This is a genomic window from Collimonas fungivorans (assembly GCF_001584145.1).
Taxonomy (GTDB): Bacteria; Pseudomonadota; Gammaproteobacteria; order Burkholderiales; family Burkholderiaceae_D; genus Collimonas; species Collimonas fungivorans.
Genome location: NZ_CP013232.1, coordinates 3,528,869 through 3,552,606, shown reverse-complemented (window position 1 = coordinate 3,552,606; position 23,738 = coordinate 3,528,869). Strand labels below are relative to the sequence as shown.

The window sequence follows — 23,738 nt, the reverse complement described above, 5'->3', positions numbered from 1 at the left end:
CAATACGCTGCATAGGCCGGGCAGCATCATCGTCTGATAAACCTGAACCAGGAGGCATGAGTGAGGAAACAGTTATGTTGCACCATTCTATCAACGGCATTTTCCGGCATCGCCTGTGCCGGCGTCGACAGTTCCGCCGGACTTGACGGTTTCGAATTCCATGGTTACCTGCGTGCCGGTGGCGGCGCTGCAATCGGCGGCAACGGCGGTGCGCAGCCTTGTTTCCAGCTGGCGGGAGCCGCCAGCAAGTACCGGCTCGGCAACGAGTGTGAGAATTACGGCGAACTGGAAGCGCGGCAAAAACTGTTTGGCCTGGCCAACGGCATGGTCGTCAGCGCCGATGTGATGGCCAGCTTGTACAACCCCGGCAATGTGTTTCCGCATTTTAATTCCAGCACCAATGGCGCCATCCGGCTGCCTCAGGCCTACTTGCAGGCGACCAACCTGCCCGGCATGAATCCGCAGGTGCGTATATGGGCCGGCCGTATCTACTACCATCGGCACGATATTCACACGATAGATTATTATTACTGGAATCCAAGCGGCTTCGGCGCCGGCATCGACAACGTCGCCATCAACGGCTTGCAGTACAGCTATGCTTTGTTCAGGCAAGACGCGCAGTTCCAGGCCCGGCTGGCGAATCGCCACGACTTCCAGGTGGCCGGCATCCGCACCAATCGGAATGGCGAATTGCAGCTGGGTTTGTCGCTGATGCAGAAACCCGCCGGGGTGGATGGGCATGGCGGTTTTTCCTTCACCGCGCAGCACAAGCAGGACCAGCTGTTCGGCGGCTATAACAAGGTTGCCATCCAGTATGGACAGGGGGCGGGGGACACTATCAATACGGTGAACCAGGCATTCCCCGGCCACGGTTGGCGGCGCTGGCGGCTCAGTGAAAGCCTGCTATGGCAATTCACACGCAAATTCAGCGGCATGCTGGCGGCCGTATACCAGCATGAAAGCAGCCCTGGTTACAGGCAGAACTGGATTTCGCTGGGTGTTCGCCCGGTATATGCGGTCAGCGACCATTTCAAGATACAGGCCGACCTGGGGCGCGACGTCGTCAGCCCCGGCAACGGCGCAAGCCGCAGCCTTACCAAGTTCACGATCGGCCCGGCAGTGACGATGGGAAAATCTTTCTTCAGCCGTCCTGAACTCCGCCTGTTCTATACCTATGCCAAATGGAACCAGGCGGCGCAAGACGCAGCTGCCGGTGGCAGCGCCATGGCCCGCGACGGCCCGTTTGGCGGCGCAACCCATGGTTCCAGCATCGGCATGCAGCTGGAGACCTGGTGGTAAGGCAGGGAAAGCCGCGCCCGACTTTCCCGATGCCTAAGCTGCATCAGCCAACTGTTTACGCTTCGGTCAGGGCCGGGTAGTCGGTATAGCCATGCTCGCCCACGCCGCCATACAGCGGGGCATCTTCAAACGGCACGTTCAAAGGCAGGTTGTGCTGCAGGCGATGCACCAGGTCCGGATTGGTGATGAAGGCGCGGCCGAAGGCGACCAGGTCGCCGTGGCCGCTGGCGATTGCCTGGCGCGCCATCATGCGGTCGTAACCGTTGTTGACCAGCCAGGCGCCGTCGAAGCGCTGGTGCAGCGCTTCGTAATCGAACGGGGCGTTGTCGCGTGGGCCGCCGGTGTGGCCTTCTACTACGTGCAGGTAGGCCAGGTCGAATTTGTTCAACTGCTCTACGACATAGTTGAATAGCGGCTGCGGGGCGCTTTCGCTGGAATCGTTGACCGGCGACACCGGCGACAACCTGACGCCGACGCGGCCGCTGCCGATTTCGGCGGTGGTGGCGGCAACCACTTCCAGCAGCAGGCGGGCGCGATTTTCGATGCTGCCGCCGTAGTTGTCGGTGCGGTGGTTGGAGCCGTCGCGCAGGAAGCTGTCCAGCAAATAGCCGTGGGCACCGTGGATTTCAATGCCGTCGAAGCCGGCTTCCAGGGCGCGTCTCGCGGTCTGGCGGAAGTCGTCTACGACTACTGCGATTTCTGTCTGCGTGATTTCGCGTGGCACGGAAGTGTCGATGAAGCCTTCGCCCGGTACATAAGTCTTGGCGTCGGCGCGGATTGCCGAAGGCGCCAGCGGCGCCTTGCCGTCCGGCTGGAAGGAGGTATGCGACATGCGGCCGGTGTGCCAGATCTGGACCACGATGCGGCCGCCTTTTTCATGTACCGCGTCGGTGATTTTTTTCCAGGCGGCGACCTGTTCCGGCGTATGCAGGCCAGGCGTGTTGGCATAACCCTGGGCCTGGGCCGACACCTGGGTCGCTTCGGTGACGATCAGGCCGGCGCCTGCGCGCTGGGCGTAGTACTTCAGGTTCAGTTCGTTCGGCACGTTGCCTTCGCCGGCGCGGTTGCGCGTCAGCGGCGCCATCACGATGCGGTTGGATACTTCGATGTCGCCGATGCGGGCTGGCTGGAACAGGCTGTCTTCGGTGCGGATTTCTGGGGTGCGGCTCATATACATTCCTTCGTGAATAAATCGCTGTCAGGCGATTGGTGGTTTGATTTTCTGCTGAAAAAAAACTGCAATGCAGGTTGATAAGTGACCGGTCGTCTCGAATTTGTTATAAAAAATAGCTTTCATGCCTTCTGTAGTTTTACGGCAGGAAAAAATGGTCGAACATCAGGTTGACGCAGGCGCGCACCGGCGCCGTCGAGCGCTCGATTTTCATGCGCAGCATGGCGCCTTCCCAGGCGTTCCAGAAAAAATCGGTGAGTTGCTCGGCGCTCAGGTCGGTGCGTACCGAACCGTCGGCCTGGGCCTTGCGCAAGTAACTGGCGAAGCGCTTGCGCCAGCCGGCCACCACTTCCTGCAGGGTAAGGCGGCAGAGCTCGCTGGATTCCGACATTTCGGCGGCAAAATTACCCAACAGGCAACCGGCTTTCACTGCGCATTGTTCGTGGTAGCCGATGATGCGTTCGTAGGTGTAGCGCAGCGCGGCCAGCGGCTGTTCCGGTCCCTCGGCAAAATAGCCCGACCATTTGTCGGCGAAGCCGTCGGCGTAGAACGAGATGACCTCGGCGCCGAAGTCTTCCTTGCTCTTGAAATAGTTATAGAACGAACCCTTCGGCACGCCCGCGGCATCGACGATTTCCTTGATGCCGGTGCCGTTGTAGCCTTGCCCCGCGAACAGCCTGAGGCCGGTTTCGAGCAGGGTTGCGCGGGTGTTGTTGAGGACTGTGGCTTTATTCATTCCGCTATTATATGACCAGTCGTCTTAAATTGCTTGGCGCCGAAAAAATCATGATTTATTGATATTTTTCCCATATCTGGAAATTTGCTCGAAAAGCGTCGAAACGAAGCCTCGCTACAGCCGGTTTCGTCTATGAAATATCAACATATTTAATTTGCAGCAGCAGGTAAAAGCCGGCCGCATTACTGCTATCATTTGGTCAATGTTCCTATCCGGAACTGCCCGTGCCGCGCTTACTTATCCAGTGTTGCCGCTTTCAGAGAGTTGCATCATTTTTAACGCATTCCGTCAATTTTTCATCCGCAAGCTGTCGGCCGATCCGATGCTGCGCCACCACGACTTCCGCCGCTTCTGGCTGTCCACGGTCCTGGCCAGCTTCGGCGAACAGATCAGCAGCCTGGCGATTCCACTGACCGCGGTGCTGCTGCTGCAAGCCACTCCGGCGCAGATGGGCATCCTGATCGCCTTGCAGACGCTGCCGTTCGCCTTGTTCTCGCTGCCGGTCGGGTCTGGCTGGACCGGCGCAGCAAGTATCCGGTATTGCTATGGTCCGAATTCCTGTTCGGCGTCGTGCTGGCGGTGATTCCGATAAGTTACTGGCTGGGTTTGCTGAACATGCATGTGCTGTACGCGGTCGGCTTCCTGATGGGGATCGGCTTCGTGATCGGCGGCAGCGCTTCCCAGGTATTCCTGGCGCAGCTGGTGGGGCGCGAGCATTTGCTGGATGCGCAGAGCAAGTTCGCCGCGACTGATTCGATGGCGCGCCTGGTCGGCCCCGGCATCGCCGGCATGCTGGTGCAACTGCTGACGGCGCCGGTAGCGGTGCTGGTCGATGCCCTCGCTTTCATGGCGTCGTCGTGGAACCTGCGTTACCTGCGCAAGCGCGACTCTTATCCTGCGCCGTCCGATCGCCATCCGTTCCGCGAGATGGTGGATGGCATCAAGATGGTGTGGAATCACGAAGTGCTGTGGCCGCTGGCCTGGGGCACCGCCTTGTGGCAGCTGCTGTTCAACGGCTACCTGGCCTTGCAGATCCTGTTCGCCACCCACCAGCTGGGCATGTCGCCAGGCGTGCTGGGCGCTGCGCAGACGCTGGGCGGACTGGGAGTGCTGGTCAGCTCGATGCTGCTCAAGCCTTTGTCGCGGCGCTTCGGCAGCGGCCGCACGATCCTGATCGGCCTCGGCGGCACCGGCGCGGCCTGGCTGCTGCTGGCGATGATTCCGGCCAACCTGTTCGGTTTGCCGCTGCTGAGCGCGCTGGCTTACGGCGTGGTGGTGTTCATCTTCGATTGCAGCGCCATGCTGTATTTCATGCCTTACCTGGCGCTGCGCCTGAAACTGACGCCCGATGCTTATCACGGCCGCATGGTGTCGACCATGCGTTTCATGACCGTAGCAGCGGCGCCGCTGGGCGCCTTGTCGGCCGGCTGGATCGCCGAACACCTGGGCGTGCGCAGCGGATTGATTGCCATTGCGGTGGGCGGCAGCCTGCTGACTTTCGGCTTGTTGAAAACCTCGCCTTTGCGCGATATCCGGGATTAAGAACGAAAAAAAACCTGCACCGGCGAGTCTGCTTCGACTTCGCCTGATGCAGGCTGGAGAGAAACTTTATTGCTTGTTACCTGGCCAGCGCCAGAGGGGCAGCGTTTGCCGCAGGCTGATCCCAGCCGCCGCCCAGCGCCCTGATCAGGCCAACCGAGGCCACAGCCCGCTGACCGACGCTCTGGCTTTTCGCACGTTGCGCGGAAAGACTCGAACGCTGGGCGTCGATCACTTCAAAATAGCTGGTCGAGCCGTTCTTGTAGCGCGAATCGGCCAGGCGCGCGGCCAGTTGCGCCGATTTCACGGCGTCTTCCTGGAAGCGGATCTGGTTATCCAGCGTACGCATCGCGCTCAGGTTGTCTTCCACATCCTGGAAGCCGACCAGCACTTGCTGGCGGTAGTTGGCCACCACCGATTCATAGTTGGCGTCGGCCTTGGCCAGGTTAGCCTTGTTGCGGCCGCCATCGAGCAAGGGCAGGTTCAGCACGCTGCCGACCAGCGGTCCCAGCATCCAGCTGCGGCTGGACCACTGGAACAGATTGTGCAGCGCGTCCGAGGCGAAGCCGCCGGAAGCGGTCAGCACCAGGCTCGGGAAGAAGCCGGCCTTGGCGACGCCGATGCGGGCGCTGGCGGCGGCCAGCTGGCGCTGCGCCTGGGCGATGTCCGGGCGCCGTTCCAGCAGGTCGGATGGCAGGCCTGGCGGCACGTTGACCGTCACCGGCTGCAGCGGTGCGCTGGCCAGGGTGAACTGAGCCGGCGCTTTGCCTAGCAGGATCGCCAGCGCATGGTCGCGCTGGGCGCGGTTGCGGCTGACGCCTTCCTGTTCAGCCTGGGTCACCGACAGCTCGGTCTGGGCTTGCGCCACATCCAGTTCGCTGGTGTCGCCGGCATCGTAGCGATGCTGCACCAGGCGCAGGTTTTCCTGACGCAGCTTGATGGTCTGCTGCAGCACGTCGAGTTCCGAATCGAGCGAGCGGATCGCAAAATACTGCTGGGCGACATCGGCCTGCAGCGCCAGCAGCACCGAACGATAGGCCGCTTCCTGGCCTTCGGCGTCGAGGCGCGCGGCACGGCTGCTGTCCGACAGGCGGCCGAACAGATCGACCTCATAAGAGGCGCCTAATTGCGCCTGCCACTGGGTAGAGGTGGCGCTGGCTGTGCCCTGGCGGGTTGGGCCAAAGGCGGCGCCCAGCTGGAAGGCGCGGTCGGCATCGGCCAGGCCGGCGGTGGCGCGCGCTTCCTTGACGCGCGCCAAGGCCATCACCAGGGTCGGGCTGGACTCGGTGGCGTCGCTGATCAGCTTGCTGAGCTCGGCGTCGTCAAACACCGACCACCAGGCGCCACGGTCGGCAGCGTCGGCAGGCCGGGCTACTTTCCAGCTGCCGTCCAACGCTGCCGCTTCGCGGTACTGGGCCGGCGTGTCGACTGCGACCTGTTCCGGCGGTTTGGTAGTGGAGCAGCCGGCCAGCACCAGCGCGGCCATCATTGCAGTCAGTTTCAAGTTAAAGCTTTTCATGTTCAGATTCCTTCAATTTGCGCGCTGCTGGCAATCGCAGGCGTGACGCTGCCGTGCGGCGCATGACCCGGACCGGTATAGGCCTCGGCTTCATGCTTGCTGCCGGTTGTCCAGCGCGATGCCAGGGTGCGCAGCAGTACATAAAAGATCGGCGTCAGGAACAGGCCGAAAGCCGTCACCCCGATCATTCCCGAGAACACCGCCACGCCCATCGCATGGCGCATTTCGGCGCCCGCGCCGCTCGACAGGATCAGCGGCACGACACCGGCGATAAAGGCGATCGAGGTCATCAGGATAGGCCGCAGACGCAGGCGAGCAGCTTCAATCGCCGCAGCGTAGATGGAGCGGCCTTGCAGCTCCAGCTCGTGGGCGAACTCGACAATCAGGATGGCGTTCTTACAGGCCAGCCCCACCAGCACGATCAGACTGATCTGGGTGAAGATGTTGTTGTCGCCACGTGTCAGCCAGACGCCGGCAATCGCCGACAGGATCCCCATCGGCACGATCAGCAATACCGCCAGCGGCAAGGTCAGGCTTTCATATTGGGCAGCGAGCACGAAGAACACCAGCAGGATCGACAGCGGCAAGATGATGAACAGAGTGTTGCCGGCGATTTTGTCCTGATACGTGATTTCAGTCCATTCGTAGCTGATGCCGCGCGGCAGGGTCTCGGCCGCGATGCGTTCCACCACTGCCTGGGCCTGGCCGGTGCTGTAGCCTGGCGCCGGGCCACCGTTGACATCGGCCGAGGGGAAGGCGTTGTAGCGCACAGCCTGGTCGGGGCCGTAGCTTTGCGTCATCTTCAGCAGCGAGGACAGCGGCACCATTTCGCCCTTGTCGTTGCGCGCTTTCAGCAAGCCGATATCTTCGGCATGGGCGCGGAACGGCGCATCCGCCTGGACCCGTACCTGGAAGGTGCGGCCGAACTTGTTGAAGTCGTTCACGTACAAGGAACCCAGGTAGATCTGCAAGGTGTCGAACACCGACGGGATGGACACCCCCAGCTGCTGGGCACGGACACGGTCGACGTCGGCGTACAGCTGCGGTACGTTGATCTGGAAGCTGGAGAACATGCCAGCCAGCTCAGGCGCCTGGTGCGCTTTCGCCATGAACGCTTGCAAGGCGTCGTTCAAGGCCTGGTTGCCCAGCGCGCCACGGTCTTCGATCTGCAGTTTGAAACCGCCGATGGTGCCCAGCCCCTGTACTGGCGGCGGCGGGAACACGGCGATGAAAGCGCCCTGGATGGCCGAGAATTTCTGGTTCAGCTGCTGCGCAATCGCGATGCCGCTCTGGTCGGCGCTGCGGCGTTCGTCGAACGGCTTCAGCGTGGTGAACACGATGCCGGAGTTCGGGCTGTTGACGAAGCCGTTGATCGACAGGCCAGGGAAGGCCACGGCCGATTCCACGCCAGGCTGTTTCAGCGCGATCTCGGACATCTTGCGCATCACGTCCTCGGTACGGTCGAGCGAAGCAGCGTCAGGCAGCTGGGCAAAACCGACCAGGTACTGCTTGTCCTGTGCCGGGATGAAGCCGTTCGGCACAGTGTGGAACAGCAGCATGGTCAGGCCGATCAGAACGGCATACACGCCGAGCGCCGCGGTCTTGCGTTTCAGGATGCCAGTGACGCCGTCGCCGTACGAAGTCGAGCCGCGATGGAAGACCTTGTTGAACACCGAGAAGAAGCCGCCAAAGATACGGTCGATGACACGCTGGAAGCCGTCCTTCTTGGCGCCATGGCCTTTCAGCAGCAGGGCGGCCAACGCTGGCGACAGGGTCAGCGAGTTGAAGGCCGAAATCACGGTCGAGATAGCGATGGTCAGGGCGAACTGTTTGAAGAATTCGCCGGTCAGGCCGCTGACGAAAGCCAAAGGCACGAACACCGCGCACAGGGTCAGCGCAATCGCCACGATCGGTCCCGATACTTCGCGCATCGCTTTATAGGTAGCTTCCTTGGCGGACAAGCCGTTTTCGATATTGCGCTCGACGTTTTCCACCACCACGATGGCGTCATCGACCACGATCCCGATCGCCAGCACCAGCCCGAACAGGCTCAGTGCGTTGATCGAAAAACCCAGGCCCATCATCACCGCAAAAGTACCGATGACCGAGACCGGCACCGCCAGCAACGGGATGATCGAAGCGCGCCAGGTTTGCAGGAAGATGATCACCACGATCACCACCAGCAGGATCGCTTCCAGCAGGGTATGCACCACGGCTTCGATCGAAGAACGGACGAACTGGGTCGGATCGTAGACGATCTTGTAGTCGACACCTTCCGGCATGTCTTTCTTCAGCTCGGCCATGGTGGCGCGCACGTTGTCGGAGATTTCCAGGGCGTTGGAGCCGGGCGCCTGGAAGATCGGAATCGCTACCGCTTGTTTATTGTCGAGCAGCGAGCGCAAGGCGTATTCGCTGGCGCCAAGTTCGATGCGCGCCACATCTTTCAAGTAGGTCACCACGCCGTCGGACGAGGTGCGGATCACGATGTTGCCGAACTCTTCCTCGTTGGCCAGGCGGCCGCGGGCGTTCACCGAGATCTGGTAATTGACGCCGGGAACCGCAGGCGAAGCGCCGATCACGCCGGCGGCGACATTGACGTTCTGTTCGCGGATGGCGTTCACCACATCGGTGGCGGCCAGGCCACGCTCAGCCACCTTGCGCGGATCGAGCCAGACCCGCATCGAATAGTCGCCGGAACCGAACAGCTGCACCGAACCGATGCCGGGCAGGCGCGCCAGCCGGTCCTTGACGTTCAGCACCGCGTAGTTGCGCAGGTAGGCCATGTCATAGCGGTCGTTAGGCGACAGCAAGTGCACCACCATGGTCAGGTTGGGCGAGCTTTTGACGGTGGTCACGCCCAGCCGCTGCACAACGTCCGGCAAGCGCGGCAAAGCCTGGTTGACGCGGTTCTGCACCAGCTGCTGCGCCAGGTCAGGCGAGGTGCCGAGCTTGAAGGTGATGGTCAGCGTCATCAGGCCGTCGGAAGTCGCTTGTGAAGACATGTAGAGCATGCCTTCGACGCCGTTGATCTGTTCTTCGATCGGCGTGGCGACGGTTTCCGCGATGGTTTGCGGATTGGCGCCCGGATACTGCGCCTTGACGATGACGGAGGGCGGAATCACTTCCGGGTACTCGGAGATCGGCAGGCTGAGCATGGAAATCAGGCCGCCGATCAGGATGATCGCAGATAGCACGCCCGCAAAAATCGGGCGGTCGATAAAGAATTTAGAAATATTCATGGTGTTGGGCTCTGCTGTGTTTTGGCGTCGATGCGATATGTGATTGTTCTGCGATTGTTCTTGTATCGCTCTGGTAATCGTCGGCGTCCTTGTTATTTAGCTGCAGCCACGGCCAGTGCATTCTTCGCTGGCGCGAGCTGTTCACCGTCCATGGCCACCGTCACTGGCGTGACCAGGTCGTTCGGCCGGATCCGCTGCAGGCCGTTGACGACGATCCGCTCATCTTTCTTGAGGCCGGAGCGCACGATCCGCAGGCCGTCGACGATCGGGCCCAGCTTGACCGTGCGATAGGTGACCTTGTTGTCCGCGCCCAGCACCATGACGTATTTCTTGTCCTGGTCGGTGCCGACCGCCTTGTCGTCGATCAGCACGGCAGTCTCTGCCGCCGCGCCGCCGGTGCGCACGCGGGCGTACATGCCGGGAGTCAGGGTGCCGTTCGAATTGTCGAATACCGCGCGCACCCGCATCGTGCCGGAGGCAGTATCGAGACGGTTGTCGAAAGCCTTGATCTGGCCTTGGTGCGGATAACCTTCTTCACTGGCCAGGCCAATCGACACCGGCAGGTTCTTGACGCCGGAATTGCCGACCGCGCCGTTGGCGGCGTAGCGGATATAGGTTTGCTCATCCACTTCAAAATTGATGTACACCGGCGATACCGACACCACGGTAGTCAAGGCCGGCGAAGCGACGCCGGCGCCGACCAGGTTGCCGACCGTGATCTCGGCACGCGAGACGCGGCCGCTGACCGGCGCCGCAATCGCGGTGTATTGCAGGTTCAGGCGCGCAGTCTGCACCGCTGCGTCCGCCGCCTTGAGGCTGGCGTCGGCTTCCAGCAAGGCATTGTTGCGCTGGTCCAGTTCACGCTGTGCGACCGCGTGCTCTTCAATCAGGCGGCCGGTGCGCGCCAGTTCGGTCTTGGCCAGCGACAAGCCGGCCCGGGCGCCGGCCTGGGTGGCGACCGCACGTGCCAGTTCCGCTTGATAAGGGCGCGGGTCGATGGTGAACAGCAGGTCGCCTTTCTTGACCAGCTGGCCTTCCTGGAAATGCACGGCGTCGATGGTGCCGGATACGCGCGGACGGATTTCAACCCGTTCGATGGCTTCCACCCGGCCTGAAAAATCATCCCATTCGGTAACCGATTTTTCCAGGGCGGCGGCCACCGAGACCGATGCGGCAGGAGGCGGCGCGGCGACCGCCTTGGCCTGGCGGCTGGTCAGGGTGAAAGTGCCGGCGGCGGCGAGGATAAGGATGCCAACCGCAATCGCAATGGCTTTGCGAGAAAATAATGGTGTCGAAGTTTGCATGTGAGACCCCTGGATATATGTGTGGAAACGGAAATGGATAACTGCGTAATCGGAAACAATCGCGGGAGCGCTGGGCCTATGAAAGGGATTGCAGCTTGGCCTGGAGACCGACATCGGCGTTCTTGACTGGCTTGGATTGCTTCAAATCATGATTAGCAATATATGGCTGACTGGCTGTCAGCCGATAGCCGCTTACTGGACGCTTCTTGTCTGATCCTCCAAATGTGCCGGTTTTTCCCTTACCTGAAAGCAAAAAAACGCGCTCGGAAAACATCAAATTTAATTCTGTGAGACACTGTTGTTTCCGTTTGGCCACATCCGGCATCTGCAGAATTTCTATTCAATAGCGATCACTACGAATTAGAGTGTGACTCTAGCGGGGTTGTTTTACGCTGTCAAGTAGTTTAATATCGATCACTATGGAAATGACACAAGACAAGCCGCGCAAGAAGGCCGGCCGTCCTTTATCGTTCGATAGGGAACTTGCGCTGGAACGCGCGATGCTGGTTTTTTGGCGTTACGGATATGAGGCGACTTCGCTCAACGACCTCACCAGCGCCATGGGAATCACGCCGCCCAGCCTGTACACGGCATTCGGCGACAAGGAACGCCTGTTCCTGGAAGCAGTGGAATATTACCTTGCAAAAAAGCCATGTTTTTTCGAGTCGATCGTGGCCGAGCCGCTGACGGCAAAGGAAAGCATCCGCAGTTACATGGAAGTGATCGCCATCTCGCAAACCGACCCCAACCAGCCGCCCGGCTGCATGGTCGTGACTTCAGCCACCAATTGCACCGCCGCCTCTTCGCATGTGCAGGAAGTGCTGGCGGACTACCGCGGGCAGATGGAGGCCGGCATCAAGGACCGGCTGGACCGCGGCGTGCGCGAGGGCGAACTGGCTGCCGATACCGATACCGCCGCGATGGCGAGTTTTTTCGTGACGGTCATCCACGGCATGTCGACCCAGGCGCGCGACAACGCCGGGCGCGAGAAGCTGCTGGCAATCGGCGCGCAAGCGATGCGCGCCTGGCCTGATCCGCTTTAAGACGGCCGGGGCATGGCCCTTCGATTTCAGACATCTCTTATATTTCTTGACCTACCCCATCGCTAGAATATCAAGCTTGTGCCTCGGTTCATCGCCATGAGCGGCCGAGGCAGGCAGCGCAACGACATTCTTTCTGGAGGCGGCCGCCATGAGCCTGGTAGATAAGCAGGAAATCAAACTTCGGAACGGGCAATGGCAAAAGCTTGAGCCGCTCCTGACCGGGAAACAGGGCGATCCCGGCGCCAATGCAAAAAACAACCGCCTGTTTATCGAGGCCGTGCTGTGGATAGTTCACAACAAAGGCTCGTGGTGCCGCCTGCCCGAGCGGTTCGGCAGTTCAAGTACGATCTACATGCGTTTCCGGCGCTGGACCGAATGCGATTTCTGGCGCCAGCTGGCGCAAAGCCAAGCTGATGACAAGGAGTTGGCGCAGGTGCTGGGGAAAATTGTCGAGTACGGTGATTTGTATACCCTGCGCATTGAGCAACGCTTGCTGAGAAAAGCCCACAAGACCTTCTACAGGTCTGCGATAGCGGCCACCAAGGCAGTTCGTCCGGCCCGGCGCACCCAGATTGCAGCGGACGAATCAACCTTGCACTGGGTGGGGCTGGTCACGGCATGATGCTGCCGCCCAGGGTTGGAAGAGGACAGAAACAACGGTGAAGATTTAATTCGATAGAAATTCCTACGAAGAACTAGCAAAAATAATAAACAGCCGCTATAATTCGTCCCCTGTTGGGGCGTTAGCTCAGCTGGTAGAGCAGCGGACTCTTAATCCGTAGGTCGTGTGTTCGAATCACACACGCCCCACCAACAGATTCAAAGCCCTCCGAGCAATCGGAGGGCTTTTTCATTTTCACTTTCCGTTTTTTCTGTTTTCCTTCTGCGAACTGCGGCATCAATCTACCTGACCGGGGGTGGCGCCAAGACAGCGAAATAGGAGGGGCTTTTTTCCTGCCCATATTGGTCCAGTCCGGTAATCCCGCCTGTCAAATTTGACAGTCAAGATCAATAGACGCGCACTTTCCGATTGCTTTTCGAGCAAAAAACTCGTACGTTTCCCTATGGGAACTAATCGAACTTGCCAGACGAAAGGCGCCCGGCATGCAAAAAATCAGGTCGCAAGCACCGACGCAGGCGCCGCAGCTTAGCGCGCAAAGCAGTTTGGCCGCACAATCTCGGGCGATCCCCGAGCGCGGCAGCGATCTAGTTGCAATGGGCAGCTATCGTTATGCCGGCAGCGCGATCCAGAGACGCGCCGCCAGCAATGGACATGCTCCCTTTTCTCTGCACCCCGGACCAATCAAGGCGTCGCCTGGCATCGACGGCGGCCTTCCAGCCAAGCTGAGAAACGGTATCGAAAACCTGTCTGGCGTGGCGCTGGATAACGTCAAGGTGCATTACAACTCGGCCAGGCCGGCGCGGGTCCAGGCGCAAGCGTATGCGCAAGGCAGCGAGATACACCTGGCGCCTGGGCAGGAGCGCCATCTGCCGCACGAAGCGTGGCATGTGGTGCAGCAAAGGCAAGGACGGGTGCGGGCGACGACGCAGATGGCGGGGATGGGGGTGAGTGACGATGCGGGCCTGGAGCAGGAGGCCGATGCAATGGGCGCGCGGGCAGCTGTCCATCAGGCCATGGCGCCGCCGGCCGGCCCGGAAAGCTCAGCGCACGCGCTGGCGCCCAAGGCGTTGCCGGCGTGGCCCGGACCAATCCAGGCCTACGGGCGACCAAACATTACGGATCCCGATAGTGTGGCATTGTCGACACAGGGACAAGTAGAGCAGGCGGCAGACGATGCATTTGTGGTGGTTGCAAGGGTCGTCACGCCGACCCAGCGCACGCCGAAGTCGAGCGATATCAAAACCGGGTTATTCGTGAGTCTCACAAAGATGCTGGATGGCGCTGGGCAATCTGCTTCCAGCGCGGTGGTGACCAGGCCAGAGGCTGCGGATGTTGCGGACTACGTCTCTCAAATTAAAGATTCTGCAAAAGTGAAAGAACTAATAGAGTTCACCACCGATCTCGATAAAGTCAACGGTTTCGCAAATGAAGGCAATGTCGCGTACAGGATTTATGTGAGGATTCAAAAAAAATACCTGACTCAGAGCCAGTCTGCCGAGAGCGGCTGGATGGCCAAGCAGTCCGCTCCTTACGAGATAGTAAAAGGCGTGAAAGACGACAAAAATGCTGGCCTCAAAGACGGTCCAATGAGCAATGACGACCTGGCTCTCGCCTTGACCGATGAGCAAGATGCGGAGTTCATGCATTACGTTGAAAATGTAGCCGGCCGCGAAAAGGCATTTGCGGAAAACCCGGCAAATAGACTCAAGTTCGTAGCCATCATGAAAAAGTACATAGTGGCAAAGCAGTCAGAATCAAAACCCATATAAGCCGACTGCAACGAGGCGAACTTCCAGCCTGCGCTTTTTTGCCGCAGCGGATTGCAATACAACCGTGATTTTCTTTATCCTGCGCACCTGCCGTATATGATCTTGGTACGCCAACGCACAGACCCCACTGGATTTCCTGAATAAGCTGGTCTGCAATCGTAGCGCGCCGACTGGATGCGGCCCCCTTGGCCATGTCGACAGTTCGGCTGCCGCCGCGATCGTGCAGTAGCGATGGCCTGATCTGCCGGTGCACATCATTGTCGCCAGAGACTGATCAAATCTGGATGGCTGCTCACAATCATGTGCGTAGTTCTGGTTAGTCAAACAAAGGAAATCATCATGAAATACATGACACAGTTTGCCGCAGCATTGGCGACGCTTACACTGGCCGGTTGTTTTACCTTACCTACAGGTCCGGCCGGGCCGCAAGGCGCCACCGGATACACCGGAGCCACCGGTAGCACCGGCTATACAGGGGCGCCCGGCCGCGCCGGAGCTACCGGCGGTACAGGTGCGACCGGGGACACCGGAGCGACCGGCGGCACCGGCGCAACAGGCGATACCGGGGCTACCGGATATACGGGCGCAACCGGCAGCACCGGTGCAAGAGGAAGTACCGGAGCCAAAGGAAGCACTGAAGCTGGCACCGTTGTAGTCATCCCGGCTCGTTAAAACAGCCAACGGCGAATCCTTGCCGATACGCAGGGGTTCGCTAAAAAGGAATGAGTATTCGGAGTGGACAGAATTTATCTGCCTGTGTTTACATGACGAGACCGTGCGGAAGATTCGAGGTCAGGAGACCTTGATGCGTTTGCCATTGCAGCTGGCCCTGATCGCCTTGCTGCACCAGTACAGCGATCTTTCCTGCCGCGGTTCGCAACCGGTCAGCAAATACATGGCCGTGACGCCCAGGATGTAGAGCTTGAACCACCAGGCCATCTTGAATTCGATCAGGTCGGCGCACATGGCGGGTTTTCCTTTCAGCGCCTAGGTAAATTTCCTGATGCGGATACGGTTGATTACCCTGCCGACCCCCGCTACCCGTTTCACTACCTCTATGCTGCGATCGACCTGGGCGCGGCTGTCGGCGAAACCGCTCAACATGACTTCGTCTTGTTGCGTCCGGATTCTTATATCAAGATTGTCGATGCCATCACTTGCCATCAAGGCGGTTTTGATTTTGGCCGTGAGTCCGCTGCCGGCAGGTGCGGACTGGATCGCGGAAAGCGGCGCGGCAACAGGCATGCTTTGCGCGTTATTGCAGCCGCACAGGGAAGCCGGCAGGGCGCAAATGGCCATTGTGCCCAGGAAGCGATTTACGAGCGCGCTCATGGCATGCCAATCCAAAAGTAGGGGAATTCCAATATATGCACTGGACTTTGCCTTCTTTACCCTTTCCCTCTCTGTTCGTTAGCGTACGCAGGCGACAATAATTCTGCAATCCGGATGATTTGGCAGATATGGCAAGCTTGCGGATACCCCGGACAGGAATTTTATGCAATGTGGGATGGCGAACGGATCGGGGCGAAAATAAGTTTTATAAGATATGTCATCGGGCAGGCGGCACGGAAGCTGGCCCGTTGCGTGCGCTATGCCGTGCTGGTTCAATGTTCGCAAAAGGGAAGATGGCTATGGACAAATATATTCTGGGATGGATTTTGGGTGCGCCGATGGCGCTGTTGCTAGCGCTCTATTTTTTTGTGCATTAGCCGATTGCCTGGATAAGCGCCAAATCGTCTTTTGATAAAAGGGAATCGGCATGGGAATCGAATGGTTGAATGGATGGGCGAGAAAATACGCTGTGACGCCGGAAAAACTGGCTGCAGGCGAATTGCGCGATGCGCGTCTTTCACTATTCCAGGCGGAAAGGCTGTTGCTGGAAGCTGGAATGCGCGTCGACTACCATCGCAGCGTCCTGGGTTTCCTTGAGGCCATCGCCATTGACGGTGTGGAAAGCGTCGCCGACAGGCAAAGGCCGCCACAGCTGGTCCCGCCGCAGCGTCCTCTTGTACTGCATCAGATATTGCAAGAAGAACCAGCCGATGCGAGAAGAGCCGTGTGAGCCGGAAAGATGATTGGAAAAACCATGGTTACGTTTCTGAAGCGTTCCGTCCGTCCAAGCCTTGTCGCTGCGTGTTTCCTGCTTGTCTTTTTGTCCGGCTGCAACAAGACAAAAGACATGGCCGGAAATCCCCCTTCTGCTGCTGTCAGCACTGCGGTTGACGATTCGATCATCACCGCCAAGGTGAAAGCTGGATTGCTGCATAGCGGCGATCTCAAAAACCTTGACCTGCAAGTCCAGACCCAGAACCACGAAGTGACATTGAGCGGTTTCGCCGACAACCGGGCTCAGGTCGATACCAGCATCGTGGTGGCCAAGGCAGTCGACAGGGTAACCAGCGTGGTCAATCACATCGTTATCAAGAAATGAATCGCGCATGCGCGGTGGATGAGAACAGCACTGAGGGTCCTGCTATGGAATGGAATATCGATTGGAGCCAGGCGCCGCAGGGCGCCAGGTGGTGGGTCATGGACGGCGACGGCCGGGCGCACTGGTTTGGCGAGCCCGATGTCGTCATGCAGACCAGCTTCTGGTTCACTGATCCCATACCCGCTCCCACGTTTGGCTATGTGGGCGACTGGCGGGCCAGCATGGTGGAAAAGCCGGTCCAGAATTGGGGTGGCATGTTATCGCATCAAGGAAACGCATCAGAAAATTTCCTTGGCGCGTGAAACGCCGCAAGAGTCAAAATCCCTGGTTCTGCGTGCAATCGACGATCACTGCGTTTTTGGCCCGGTTTTCTGTTCCGTTACCTGTCCCTCGAGTTTCATGCACGCCGGTTGCGCAGGCATGAACCTCGGATTCACGCTCACCGTCTGCACCGGCTTGCCGGCCAGCGCGTTGAGCGCCTGTTCCAGCTGCCAATCCTTGGCGGTTCCGAATTCCTTTTGCGGCAACGCCGCGCTGTTGGCCGGGTCCAGCTTGGCCAGCGCGCGGCGGTCGCGCAGGCGCTGGCGCTCCTTGCGCACATCGGCGAAGGGATCGGGCGCCGGTTTGTTGGCGTAGGCGGCGCGCGGGATATCGACTTCGCGATAACCGAGCAGGACGCCATCCATGTCGGCGTCTTTGCGCGGCGGCACGATCCAGTCAGGCACCACGCCATAACCTTCCATCGGACAACCGTTCGGCCGCAAGTTGCGCGCATTGCTCCAGACGACGTAAGTACCGTCGCGTGTGCCGACGCCGGTTTGCGCCATGCCCTTGCCGTAGGTCGGGGTGCCCAGCAGCCTGGCGCGGCCGAGGTCTTTCAGGGCGGCGGCGGTGGCTTCCGCGGCGGAAGCGCTTTGGCCGTCGATCAGCACGATGAGCGGCACGCTGCGCCACCAGTCGTCGCTTTGCAGCGGCGCCAGCGGATCCTGGCCCTGCATGACCGGCAGGTCATAGTCCGGCCAGTTGGTGCTGATGCGATGCTGGATCTTGTCGTCGCGCTGCAGCGTGACCATTGCTGTCTTGTCGCGGCCGGCGAACAGCGCTGTAATGCCGATCGCCGCATTGAGCGCGCCGCCGCCGTTGATGCGCAGGTCGAGGACCACTGCTGCGGCCGGCGGTCCTTTTTTACGCTCCGCTTGCACCACGTCTATGTAATCGCCGATGGTGGGTTCAGGAAAGCTGGCCAGCCGGGTGTACAGCACATTACCGTCGAGCCGCCTGGCGCTTGCCGGCCGCGGCTTGATGATTGCGCGCAGCGGAGAGAATTCGAGCCGTTGCTGCGAAGCGCCGCGCAACAGCGTCAGCTTGAGTGGCGCACCGGCTTCGCCATTGGCGTACTTGGCGATTTCGGTATTGTCGATGCCTACCATGCTGTTGCCGTCCATCGCCACCACCAGGTCGCCGGTACGCACCCCGGCCAGTGCTGCAGGCGCGTCGGGCACCACATCGATAATATGCAAGCCGTCCGGCAAAGTCTCGAAAATGATGCCGATGCCGGGCGCGCCATTGCGCGTGCGCTGGTCTTTTTTTACCTGTTCCTGCTGTTCCTGCGCATTGAGGAAGCGGGCGTAGGGCAGGGTCTTGACGCCGAGGCGGATGGTTTCGTCGAGGAAGGCCGGGACATCGATCTCCGTCAGGTGTTCTTTCTTGAGCACGTCCACTACCGACTTGAGTTCGCAGATCTGCGCTTCCCAGTCGGGCGGGCAGGGCGAGGCTTCGGCCGCGCGGACGGTTGTGCAAAAGCTGGATGCCAGCAACACGAACGGCGCCAGCCAGCGGGCGCTCAAGGGTCGATGCCCGCGGCGCGTTTGGTCGTCCATAGGCGGGTTGGCGGAAATCGTTTCGGCTCTGGTCGCGCTGTGCATTTTTCTTCCATCGGGCAGGTGAGGAGCGTGGAAATTGGAGTCTACCAGCCATCATCCTGAAAGCGATTTGCGCTTGGACAGAAAAGCATCAAAAAAAACTTGCATCCGGATAAGTCATGTTGCATACTGGGTTTCACGCACAGGCTGTCGTGCGTGTCCAGAAAATGTTTGATGGTAGATACTTGAGTAGATTCATTCGCGGCGTAGTCACTTTGCAGATAGCACGGGATTACGCGAATCTCCTCAAGTATCGGTCATTGCAAAGCTCGCTTCGGCGGGCTTTTTTTGTGTGATGTGCGAAGCAGGGCAGGTGTACGCCATGTTCGGAAAAATGCCCGCGGCCTGCAGCCGACTCCCGATAAATCCCACCATTCCTGCCATGCCACCCACCACGCGCCATCCTGTAAACGCGCCGCATCGCAACCACGGCCTGGACACGCTGCGCGCCGCGGCGATCACGCTGGTATTCATGTACCACTACATGGCGTTTGTCAGCGGCTCAGCCACATTCGGCTGGGCCAGCAAGGTGGGCTGGACCGGAGTCGACCTGTTCTTTGTGCTGAGCGGATACCTTATCAGCAACCAGATCTTTGCCGGCGTCGCCCGCGGGCAGCGGCTTTCGCTCAGGCATTTCTACGCCAGGAGATTCCTTCGGACGCTGCCCAATTTCTACTTTGTGCTGGCGCTTTATTTTCTGTTTCCCGTGGTAATGGGAGGAAATGCGCCGCCGCCGTTGTGGCGCTTCCTCACTTTCACGCAGAACCTGTGGCTGCAGCCGGGAACCGCTTTTTCCCATGCCTGGTCGTTGTGCATAGAGGAACAGTTTTATCTGTTGTTGCCGGCCGCCGTTATCCTCGCCGCCAGGTATGGCAAGTCGATCCGGCTGGCCTGGGCCGCCCTCGGCCTGCTGATGCTGGCCGGGATCGCGCTGCGCAGCCTATTGTGGCTGCAGTATGGACGGGAAGCCGGCGGTGCGGTCGGTGGCTATTACCCGAATGTCTACTACTCGAGCTTTTGCCGCTTTGATGAGTTCCTGCCGGGTATCGCTGTCGCCATCCTGAAGAATTTTCACCGCGATCTCTGGCAAAAGATCCTGCGCCGCGGCCACTTGTCCTTGTTTTTCGGCGGCCTGGCGGTGGCGCTGCTTTTCTACCTGGCCGTTAATTATTACTATATCGAGGGCTATGGCTACGGGTTCTTCATGAGCGGATTCGGCTATTCGCTGATTGCCGTCGCCTTCGCGCTGCTGGTGGTCGCCGCGCTCAGTCCGTGCAGCTATCTGTACCGCTGGCGGATACCGGGCGCAGCCCAGCTGGCCGCATGGTCTTACGCCATCTACCTGATGCACAAGCCGCTCGCGATGATCGCCCACCCGATCCTGAAGCGCGCCGGCATTGACCCGGCGATCGAAGTTGTCCTGATCGCCTTGATCAGCATCGTGGGCGGATACTTGCTGTATCGATTGATCGAAACGCCTTTCATGAAGCTGCGCGATGCGCGTTTCCCCAGCAATTTTGGCGCCGGCACCGCGCCGCCGCAAACAGAGCTCCCCGCTTACACGAAGTAGCCGGCTCAGGCTGCCGTGCCGTTTCCTATATGCTTGTAGAAGATGGTCGTGGCGCACAAGCGGCCATCCGGCCATAGCGCGTAGTCGGGAATCACGCCGGACACCTGCCATCCCAGTCGTTTGTATAGCTGCTCCGCCGGGCTGCCGGTGACCGTATCCAGCACCAGCAAACGCTTGCCGGCGAGCGCCGCGGCATGTTCCGCCGCCGTCACCAGCGCCGCTCCCAAACCGGCGCGCCGCGCCTTGCGATGAACCAGCAGTTTCGCCACGTCGGCGCGATGCGGCTGGTTTTCCGGCTGGCTCAGCACCACCTGCACCGTGCCGAGAATCGTACCATCCTGATCCTGGGCCACCAGCAGCAAACGTTCGCCGGCGGCTACGCCGGGAGTGACGCCATTCCAGAAATTGTCCGCACGGGTACGCGTCAGGGGATGCATGAAGCTGACCGAGGCGCCGCCGTCGACGCAATCGATCAGGATCTCGCTCAGGGCGGTAATCGCCGCCGCATCAAGTGAGTCCAGGCGACGGATCTGTATGTTGTCTTGCATGCCGGTTCCTTATTGGCGCGCGTTGTCCGTGCTGCTGGCGACGGCGTAACGCGCAGGTTTGCGATGGGGGTTGTGGTAGGCGACCGGGCTGTCCAGCTGGAACGCCAGGCAGTCGCCGGCTTCGAGCGAATACTGCGCAGCGCCGACGGCGATATCCATCTTGCCTTCCAGGATCCATACCTGCTGGTAGACCAGGGCTTCGCGCGCGGCGGTTTCGTAAGTCACCCGGGCGCCGGCCGGAAACAGCACTTCCACGATCCGCAGCGGCGATAGCGGGTCCGGCGGCGAGATATTGCGGCGTAAATAACCCGATTGCGGATCGCGCCATTGCGGCTGGTCGGCATGGCGGATGAGGGGGGAGGTTTGCGGCTGCGGATCTTCGAACAGGGCGGGCAGCATCACGCCGAGCCCGGTCGCCAGTTTTTCCAGGACCACCGCGGTGGCGTTGCTTTGACCCCGCTCGATCAGGGAAATCATGGAACGGCTGACGCTGCACCGGGTAGCCAGCGCATCCAGCGACAGGCCGCGTTCCTGGCGCAGGAAGCTGACGCGGGCGGCGATGCGGGCGTTGATGTCCATGGGAGGCGATTCCTCGGTTTCTATAATAATGGAATTATTTTCTATTATATTGGATGGTGAAGTCAAGCCCAGAATCTGTAGCGCCGCCGGACCGGCGAGCTTGGCAGGGCAGCGATTCAATGTATTATTCTCGTGGGACAGGGAGCGACGGCGCTGTCCGAATAAGCAGCTATCGCCAAGCGGTGTGCTGCACCGCGCAAAAAACTATCAAGAGACGACTCCAATACGATGCCGACACGATGCCCGCATGATGTCAATTAGCGCCACGATCGAAGGTATTTACCGTAGCGAATCGCGCCGCGTGTTCGCCACGCTGATCCGCCTGCTGGGCGACTTCGACCTGGCCGAAGAAGCCTTGCAAGACGCGTTCAAGGCGGCGATGGAGCAATGGCCGCGCGACGGCATCCCCGACAAGCCGGTGCCGTGGCTGGTGTCGGCCGGGCGCTTCAAGGCCATCGACGGCATACGCCGCCGCGCCAGGTTCACCGCTTACGACGACGTGGCGGAATCGATCGAGGCAATCGCCGACGACAGCCAGGCCCCGGACGATGACCGTGAGCATGTCGAGGACGATCGCCTGCGCCTGATATTCACCTGCTGCCATCCTTCGCTGGCGCCGGATGCGCAGATTGCGCTGACCTTGCGCGAAGTCTGCGGCCTCAGCACGGAAGAGATCGCCCATGCTTTCCTGACCCCGGCGCCGACGCTGGCGCAGCGCATCGTGCGCGCCAAGGCGAAAATCCGCGATGCCCGCATTCCGTACCAGGTTCCCGGCCGCGACGAATTGCCGGCGCGCCTGCATACGGTGCTGCGTGTCATTTACCTGGTGTTCAACGAAGGTTATTCCGCCTCCTCGGGCGAGACGCTGACGCGCCATGACCTGTCGCAGGAAGCGATCCGCCTCACGCGCCTCTTGCTGGAACTGCTGCCGGAGCCGGAGGTCATGAGCCTGCTGGCGCTGATGCTGCTGCATGAATCGCGCCGCATTGCGCGTAGTACGACCGCCGGCGACCTGGTGCCGCTGGACGAGCAGGACCGCACTTTGTGGAACGCAGAATATATCGCCGAAGGTTCGGCGCTGGTGGAGCGCGCCTTGTCATCCGGGCGTTTCGGCACATACGCCCTGCAGGCCGCCATTTCCGCCGTCCATGCCGATGCCCGCCAGGCCGACGCCACCGACTGGGAGCAGATCGTCGGCCTGTATGACGCCTTGCTGCGGCTGGAACCCACGCCGGTGATTGAATTGAACCGGGCGGTGGCGGTCGCCATGCACCAGGGCCGGATGCCGGGCTGGTTTTGGTGGATAACCTGATTGCCGGCGGCCAGTTGCAAAATTATCATCTGGCGCACGCCGCGCAGGCCGACCTGCACCGGCGCCTGGGTCACGTTGCGGAAGCACGCGCCGCTTACGGGCGGGCCCTGGCCTTGACCCAGCAAGAGCCGGAGCGGCGTTTCCTGCACCGGCGGCTGGCCGGCCTGGCTGAACAATAAAAATATTTGGAGTGCTGTCGATTCCGCTGCCTGCGGTTCGACTAATCAGTGTAAGTGCAAATGAAGCGACCCCGGCGGCGCGCTGCGCCGCCAGTAGTCACCCATTACCCTCGCCATTATTGGAGACCATCATGAACTATCTGTGCCTTGTCTACCTTGCCCAGGACAAGCTGCATGCCTGTCCGGACAGCACCTGTTTCGCCTTTGTCGAGGAACTGCGCGATAGCGGCCACTTTGTTGCCGGGCAGGCGCTGCAGCCGACCGACACGGCCACCACCATCCGGGTGCGCAACGGCCAGATGTCCCTGACCGACGGCCCGTTCGCCGAAACCAAGGAACAGCTGGCGGGTTTCTACATGATAGAAGCCAAGGACCTCAACGAGGCGATCCACTGGGCTTCGAAGATCCCGCCTGCGCGCTACGGCAGCATCGAAGTGCGCCCGGTGCGCGAACTCGACGTCAGCGATATCGCTGCAACGCAGGCAACCGTCTGAATTATCTGAAAGGAACGATCATGCACAAGCAAATCTTCGTCAACCTGCCGGTCAAGGACTTGCCGAAATCGAAGGATTTCTTCAAGAGCCTCGGTTATGACTTCAACCCGAAATTCACCAACGACCAAGGGGCATGCATGATCCTTGGCGAGAACCTGTACGCCATGCTGTTGGTAGAAGATTTTTTCCAGGGGTTTGCCAAACAGCCGGTGTGCGACGCCACCAAGCAGAGCGAGGTGCTGATCTGTGTTTCATGCGACAGCCGCGCCCAGGTCGACAAGCTGGTTGCCGGCGGCTGCGCTGCCGGAGGGCGCACCACGGAAGAGCCGCAAGACTACGGTTTCATGTACAGCCATGGTTTCCGCGACCTGGACGGCCACGCGTGGGAATTCGCGTATATGGTGCCGGCAGACGGCGAGTAGCTTGCAGACGAGCCGTTGTCTTTGAGCAGAGGCGGCTTCC

At 60.2% G+C, this 23,738-nt stretch carries 26 protein-coding genes and 1 tRNA gene; 16 read left to right on the top strand and 11 right to left on the bottom strand.

The features are described 5' to 3' along the window. The first annotated feature begins 60 nt into the window (after positions 1-60). Entirely contained in the window at positions 61-1,299 is a 1,239-nt protein-coding gene (locus tag CFter6_RS15180; RefSeq protein ID WP_061540645.1) for a maltoporin, read from the top strand. Positions 1,300-1,354: 55 nt separating this feature from the next. On the opposite strand, the gene CFter6_RS15175 is transcribed toward CFter6_RS15180, so the two are convergent. Continuing rightward, a complete protein-coding gene (locus CFter6_RS15175; RefSeq protein ID WP_061540644.1) occupies positions 1,355-2,470 on the bottom strand; it encodes an alkene reductase in 1,116 nt (371 codons plus the stop codon). A 139-nt stretch (positions 2,471-2,609) separates the two neighbouring features. Further along, positions 2,610-3,206 (bottom strand): TetR/AcrR family transcriptional regulator, encoded by a 597-nt coding sequence (locus tag CFter6_RS15170; RefSeq protein ID WP_061540643.1) that lies wholly within the window; start codon positions 3,204-3,206, stop codon positions 2,610-2,612. 202 nt (positions 3,207-3,408) lie between these two features. Between CFter6_RS15170 and CFter6_RS26470 the strand changes: the two genes are divergently transcribed. Together CFter6_RS26470 and CFter6_RS15165 are read left to right on the top strand one after the other, a co-directional pair. Then, positions 3,409-3,789, top strand: coding sequence for a hypothetical protein (locus CFter6_RS26470; RefSeq protein WP_236904282.1), 381 nt, complete (start codon positions 3,409-3,411; stop codon positions 3,787-3,789). Next, the gene (locus tag CFter6_RS15165) at positions 3,747-4,748 is read left to right on the top strand and encodes an MFS transporter (RefSeq protein ID WP_236904281.1); all 1,002 of its coding nucleotides are present in this window, start codon (positions 3,747-3,749) and stop codon (positions 4,746-4,748) included. The genes CFter6_RS26470 and CFter6_RS15165 overlap by 43 nt, the downstream gene beginning before the upstream one ends. Before the next feature lie 76 nt (positions 4,749-4,824). On the opposite strand, the gene CFter6_RS15160 is transcribed toward CFter6_RS15165, so the two are convergent. The 4 genes from CFter6_RS15160 to CFter6_RS25690 form a co-directional block, all read right to left on the bottom strand. Further along, entirely contained in the window at positions 4,825-6,264 is a 1,440-nt protein-coding gene (locus CFter6_RS15160) for an efflux transporter outer membrane subunit (RefSeq protein ID WP_061540642.1), read from the bottom strand. Positions 6,265-6,266: 2 nt separating this feature from the next. Beyond that, a complete protein-coding gene (locus tag CFter6_RS15155; RefSeq protein WP_061540641.1) occupies positions 6,267-9,503 on the bottom strand; it encodes an efflux RND transporter permease subunit in 3,237 nt (1,078 codons plus the stop codon). Positions 9,504-9,595: 92 nt separating this feature from the next. Continuing rightward, positions 9,596-10,807: an efflux RND transporter periplasmic adaptor subunit gene (locus CFter6_RS15150; RefSeq protein ID WP_061540640.1), complete on the bottom strand. Its 1,212-nt coding sequence runs from the start codon at positions 10,805-10,807 to the stop codon at positions 9,596-9,598. Between the two features lie 76 nt (positions 10,808-10,883). Continuing rightward, positions 10,884-11,132: a hypothetical protein gene (locus tag CFter6_RS25690; RefSeq protein ID WP_150118778.1), complete on the bottom strand. Its 249-nt coding sequence runs from the start codon at positions 11,130-11,132 to the stop codon at positions 10,884-10,886. Positions 11,133-11,226: 94 nt separating this feature from the next. Between CFter6_RS25690 and CFter6_RS15145 the strand changes: the two genes are divergently transcribed. The 5 genes from CFter6_RS15145 (at position 11,227) to CFter6_RS25150 (ending at position 14,913) form a co-directional block, all read left to right on the top strand. Next, positions 11,227-11,850 (top strand): TetR/AcrR family transcriptional regulator, encoded by a 624-nt coding sequence (locus tag CFter6_RS15145; protein ID WP_061540639.1) that lies wholly within the window; start codon positions 11,227-11,229, stop codon positions 11,848-11,850. 148 nt (positions 11,851-11,998) lie between these two features. Next, positions 11,999-12,472: a transposase gene (locus tag CFter6_RS15140; RefSeq protein WP_061540638.1), complete on the top strand. Its 474-nt coding sequence runs from the start codon at positions 11,999-12,001 to the stop codon at positions 12,470-12,472. A gap of 115 nt (positions 12,473-12,587) precedes the next feature. Next, positions 12,588-12,663, top strand: a tRNA-Lys gene (locus CFter6_RS15135). A gap of 291 nt (positions 12,664-12,954) precedes the next feature. Then, positions 12,955-14,241 carry an eCIS core domain-containing protein gene (locus tag CFter6_RS25155; RefSeq protein ID WP_082814805.1) on the top strand — a complete coding sequence of 429 codons (1,287 nt, stop codon included), beginning with the start codon at positions 12,955-12,957 and terminating at the stop codon, positions 14,239-14,241. Between the two features lie 339 nt (positions 14,242-14,580). Further along, a complete protein-coding gene (locus CFter6_RS25150; RefSeq protein WP_082814804.1) occupies positions 14,581-14,913 on the top strand; it encodes a hypothetical protein in 333 nt (110 codons plus the stop codon). A 120-nt stretch (positions 14,914-15,033) separates the two neighbouring features. On the opposite strand, the gene CFter6_RS26035 is transcribed toward CFter6_RS25150, so the two are convergent. Together CFter6_RS26035 and CFter6_RS15125 are read right to left on the bottom strand one after the other, a co-directional pair. Next, positions 15,034-15,207, bottom strand: coding sequence for a hypothetical protein (locus CFter6_RS26035; RefSeq protein ID WP_167351399.1), 174 nt, complete (start codon positions 15,205-15,207; stop codon positions 15,034-15,036). Between the two features lie 21 nt (positions 15,208-15,228). Next, positions 15,229-15,573 (bottom strand): BON domain-containing protein, encoded by a 345-nt coding sequence (locus tag CFter6_RS15125; protein ID WP_061540637.1) that lies wholly within the window; start codon positions 15,571-15,573, stop codon positions 15,229-15,231. Positions 15,574-16,000: 427 nt separating this feature from the next. Between CFter6_RS15125 and CFter6_RS25145 the strand changes: the two genes are divergently transcribed. The 3 genes from CFter6_RS25145 (at position 16,001) to CFter6_RS15115 (ending at position 16,974) form a co-directional block, all read left to right on the top strand. Then, the gene (locus CFter6_RS25145; protein WP_150118776.1) at positions 16,001-16,303 is read left to right on the top strand and encodes a hypothetical protein; all 303 of its coding nucleotides are present in this window, start codon (positions 16,001-16,003) and stop codon (positions 16,301-16,303) included. 117 nt (positions 16,304-16,420) lie between these two features. Further along, entirely contained in the window at positions 16,421-16,672 is a 252-nt protein-coding gene (locus CFter6_RS15120) for a BON domain-containing protein (protein ID WP_167351398.1), read from the top strand. A gap of 44 nt (positions 16,673-16,716) precedes the next feature. Beyond that, the gene (locus CFter6_RS15115) at positions 16,717-16,974 is read left to right on the top strand and encodes a hypothetical protein (protein WP_061542384.1); all 258 of its coding nucleotides are present in this window, start codon (positions 16,717-16,719) and stop codon (positions 16,972-16,974) included. 45 nt (positions 16,975-17,019) lie between these two features. Here CFter6_RS15115 and CFter6_RS15110 read toward each other — a convergent pair whose 3' ends face one another. Further along, the gene (locus CFter6_RS15110; protein WP_417924804.1) at positions 17,020-18,552 is read right to left on the bottom strand and encodes a S41 family peptidase; all 1,533 of its coding nucleotides are present in this window, start codon (positions 18,550-18,552) and stop codon (positions 17,020-17,022) included. A gap of 424 nt (positions 18,553-18,976) precedes the next feature. On the opposite strand from CFter6_RS15110, the gene CFter6_RS15105 reads away from it, so the two are divergent. Further along, the gene (locus CFter6_RS15105) at positions 18,977-20,164 is read left to right on the top strand and encodes an acyltransferase family protein (RefSeq protein ID WP_061540635.1); all 1,188 of its coding nucleotides are present in this window, start codon (positions 18,977-18,979) and stop codon (positions 20,162-20,164) included. A gap of 5 nt (positions 20,165-20,169) precedes the next feature. On the opposite strand, the gene CFter6_RS15100 is transcribed toward CFter6_RS15105, so the two are convergent. Continuing rightward, positions 20,170-20,712 carry a GNAT family N-acetyltransferase gene (locus CFter6_RS15100; RefSeq protein WP_061540634.1) on the bottom strand — a complete coding sequence of 181 codons (543 nt, stop codon included), beginning with the start codon at positions 20,710-20,712 and terminating at the stop codon, positions 20,170-20,172. Positions 20,713-20,721: 9 nt separating this feature from the next. Next, positions 20,722-21,291, bottom strand: coding sequence for a helix-turn-helix domain-containing protein (locus CFter6_RS15095; protein WP_061540633.1), 570 nt, complete (start codon positions 21,289-21,291; stop codon positions 20,722-20,724). 247 nt (positions 21,292-21,538) lie between these two features. Between CFter6_RS15095 and CFter6_RS15090 the strand changes: the two genes are divergently transcribed. The 4 genes from CFter6_RS15090 to CFter6_RS15080 all read left to right on the top strand — a co-directional run bounded on the left by CFter6_RS15090 (position 21,539) and on the right by CFter6_RS15080 (position 23,698). Beyond that, the gene (locus CFter6_RS15090) at positions 21,539-22,603 is read left to right on the top strand and encodes an RNA polymerase sigma factor (RefSeq protein WP_335340285.1); all 1,065 of its coding nucleotides are present in this window, start codon (positions 21,539-21,541) and stop codon (positions 22,601-22,603) included. After that, a complete protein-coding gene (locus CFter6_RS26840) occupies positions 22,591-22,782 on the top strand; it encodes a hypothetical protein (protein ID WP_335340284.1) in 192 nt (63 codons plus the stop codon). Before CFter6_RS15090 ends, CFter6_RS26840 begins: the two co-directional genes overlap by 13 nt. A gap of 131 nt (positions 22,783-22,913) precedes the next feature. Continuing rightward, positions 22,914-23,276, top strand: coding sequence for a YciI family protein (locus CFter6_RS15085; RefSeq protein ID WP_061540632.1), 363 nt, complete (start codon positions 22,914-22,916; stop codon positions 23,274-23,276). 20 nt (positions 23,277-23,296) lie between these two features. Further along, positions 23,297-23,698 carry a VOC family protein gene (locus CFter6_RS15080; protein WP_061540631.1) on the top strand — a complete coding sequence of 134 codons (402 nt, stop codon included), beginning with the start codon at positions 23,297-23,299 and terminating at the stop codon, positions 23,696-23,698. The last annotated feature ends 40 nt before the right edge of the window (positions 23,699-23,738 follow it).

Bases quoted from the DNA above. Each gene is read 5' to 3' on its own strand.
- CFter6_RS15150 (WP_061540640.1), bottom strand. From the start codon at position 10,807: ATGCAAACTTCGACACCATTATTTTCTCGCAAAGCCATTGCGATTGCG.
- CFter6_RS25690 (WP_150118778.1), bottom strand. From the start codon at position 11,132: ATGCCGGATGTGGCCAAACGGAAACAACAGTGTCTCACAGAATTAAAT.
- CFter6_RS15145 (WP_061540639.1), top strand. From the start codon at position 11,227: ATGGAAATGACACAAGACAAGCCGCGCAAGAAGGCCGGCCGTCCTTTA.
- CFter6_RS15175 (WP_061540644.1), bottom strand. From the start codon at position 2,470: ATGAGCCGCACCCCAGAAATCCGCACCGAAGACAGCCTGTTCCAGCCA.
- CFter6_RS26035 (WP_167351399.1), bottom strand. From the start codon at position 15,207: ATGTGCGCCGACCTGATCGAATTCAAGATGGCCTGGTGGTTCAAGCTC.
- CFter6_RS15120 (WP_167351398.1), top strand. From the start codon at position 16,421: ATGGCCGGAAATCCCCCTTCTGCTGCTGTCAGCACTGCGGTTGACGAT.
- CFter6_RS15155 (WP_061540641.1), bottom strand. From the start codon at position 9,503: ATGAATATTTCTAAATTCTTTATCGACCGCCCGATTTTTGCGGGCGTG.
- CFter6_RS15170 (WP_061540643.1), bottom strand. From the start codon at position 3,206: ATGAATAAAGCCACAGTCCTCAACAACACCCGCGCAACCCTGCTCGAA.
- CFter6_RS15110 (WP_417924804.1), bottom strand. From the start codon at position 18,552: ATGGACGACCAAACGCGCCGCGGGCATCGACCCTTGAGCGCCCGCTGG.
- CFter6_RS15125 (WP_061540637.1), bottom strand. From the start codon at position 15,573: ATGAGCGCGCTCGTAAATCGCTTCCTGGGCACAATGGCCATTTGCGCC.
- CFter6_RS25145 (WP_150118776.1), top strand. From the start codon at position 16,001: ATGGGAATCGAATGGTTGAATGGATGGGCGAGAAAATACGCTGTGACG.
- CFter6_RS15115 (WP_061542384.1), top strand. From the start codon at position 16,717: ATGGAATGGAATATCGATTGGAGCCAGGCGCCGCAGGGCGCCAGGTGG.
- CFter6_RS25155 (WP_082814805.1), top strand. From the start codon at position 12,955: ATGCAAAAAATCAGGTCGCAAGCACCGACGCAGGCGCCGCAGCTTAGC.
- CFter6_RS15105 (WP_061540635.1), top strand. From the start codon at position 18,977: ATGCCACCCACCACGCGCCATCCTGTAAACGCGCCGCATCGCAACCAC.
- CFter6_RS15095 (WP_061540633.1), bottom strand. From the start codon at position 21,291: ATGGACATCAACGCCCGCATCGCCGCCCGCGTCAGCTTCCTGCGCCAG.
- CFter6_RS15090 (WP_335340285.1), top strand. From the start codon at position 21,539: ATGATGTCAATTAGCGCCACGATCGAAGGTATTTACCGTAGCGAATCG.
- CFter6_RS15140 (WP_061540638.1), top strand. From the start codon at position 11,999: ATGAGCCTGGTAGATAAGCAGGAAATCAAACTTCGGAACGGGCAATGG.
- CFter6_RS15085 (WP_061540632.1), top strand. From the start codon at position 22,914: ATGAACTATCTGTGCCTTGTCTACCTTGCCCAGGACAAGCTGCATGCC.
- CFter6_RS15080 (WP_061540631.1), top strand. From the start codon at position 23,297: ATGCACAAGCAAATCTTCGTCAACCTGCCGGTCAAGGACTTGCCGAAA.
- CFter6_RS15100 (WP_061540634.1), bottom strand. From the start codon at position 20,712: ATGCAAGACAACATACAGATCCGTCGCCTGGACTCACTTGATGCGGCG.
- CFter6_RS25150 (WP_082814804.1), top strand. From the start codon at position 14,581: ATGAAATACATGACACAGTTTGCCGCAGCATTGGCGACGCTTACACTG.
- CFter6_RS26470 (WP_236904282.1), top strand. From the start codon at position 3,409: ATGTTCCTATCCGGAACTGCCCGTGCCGCGCTTACTTATCCAGTGTTG.
- CFter6_RS15160 (WP_061540642.1), bottom strand. From the start codon at position 6,264: ATGAAAAGCTTTAACTTGAAACTGACTGCAATGATGGCCGCGCTGGTG.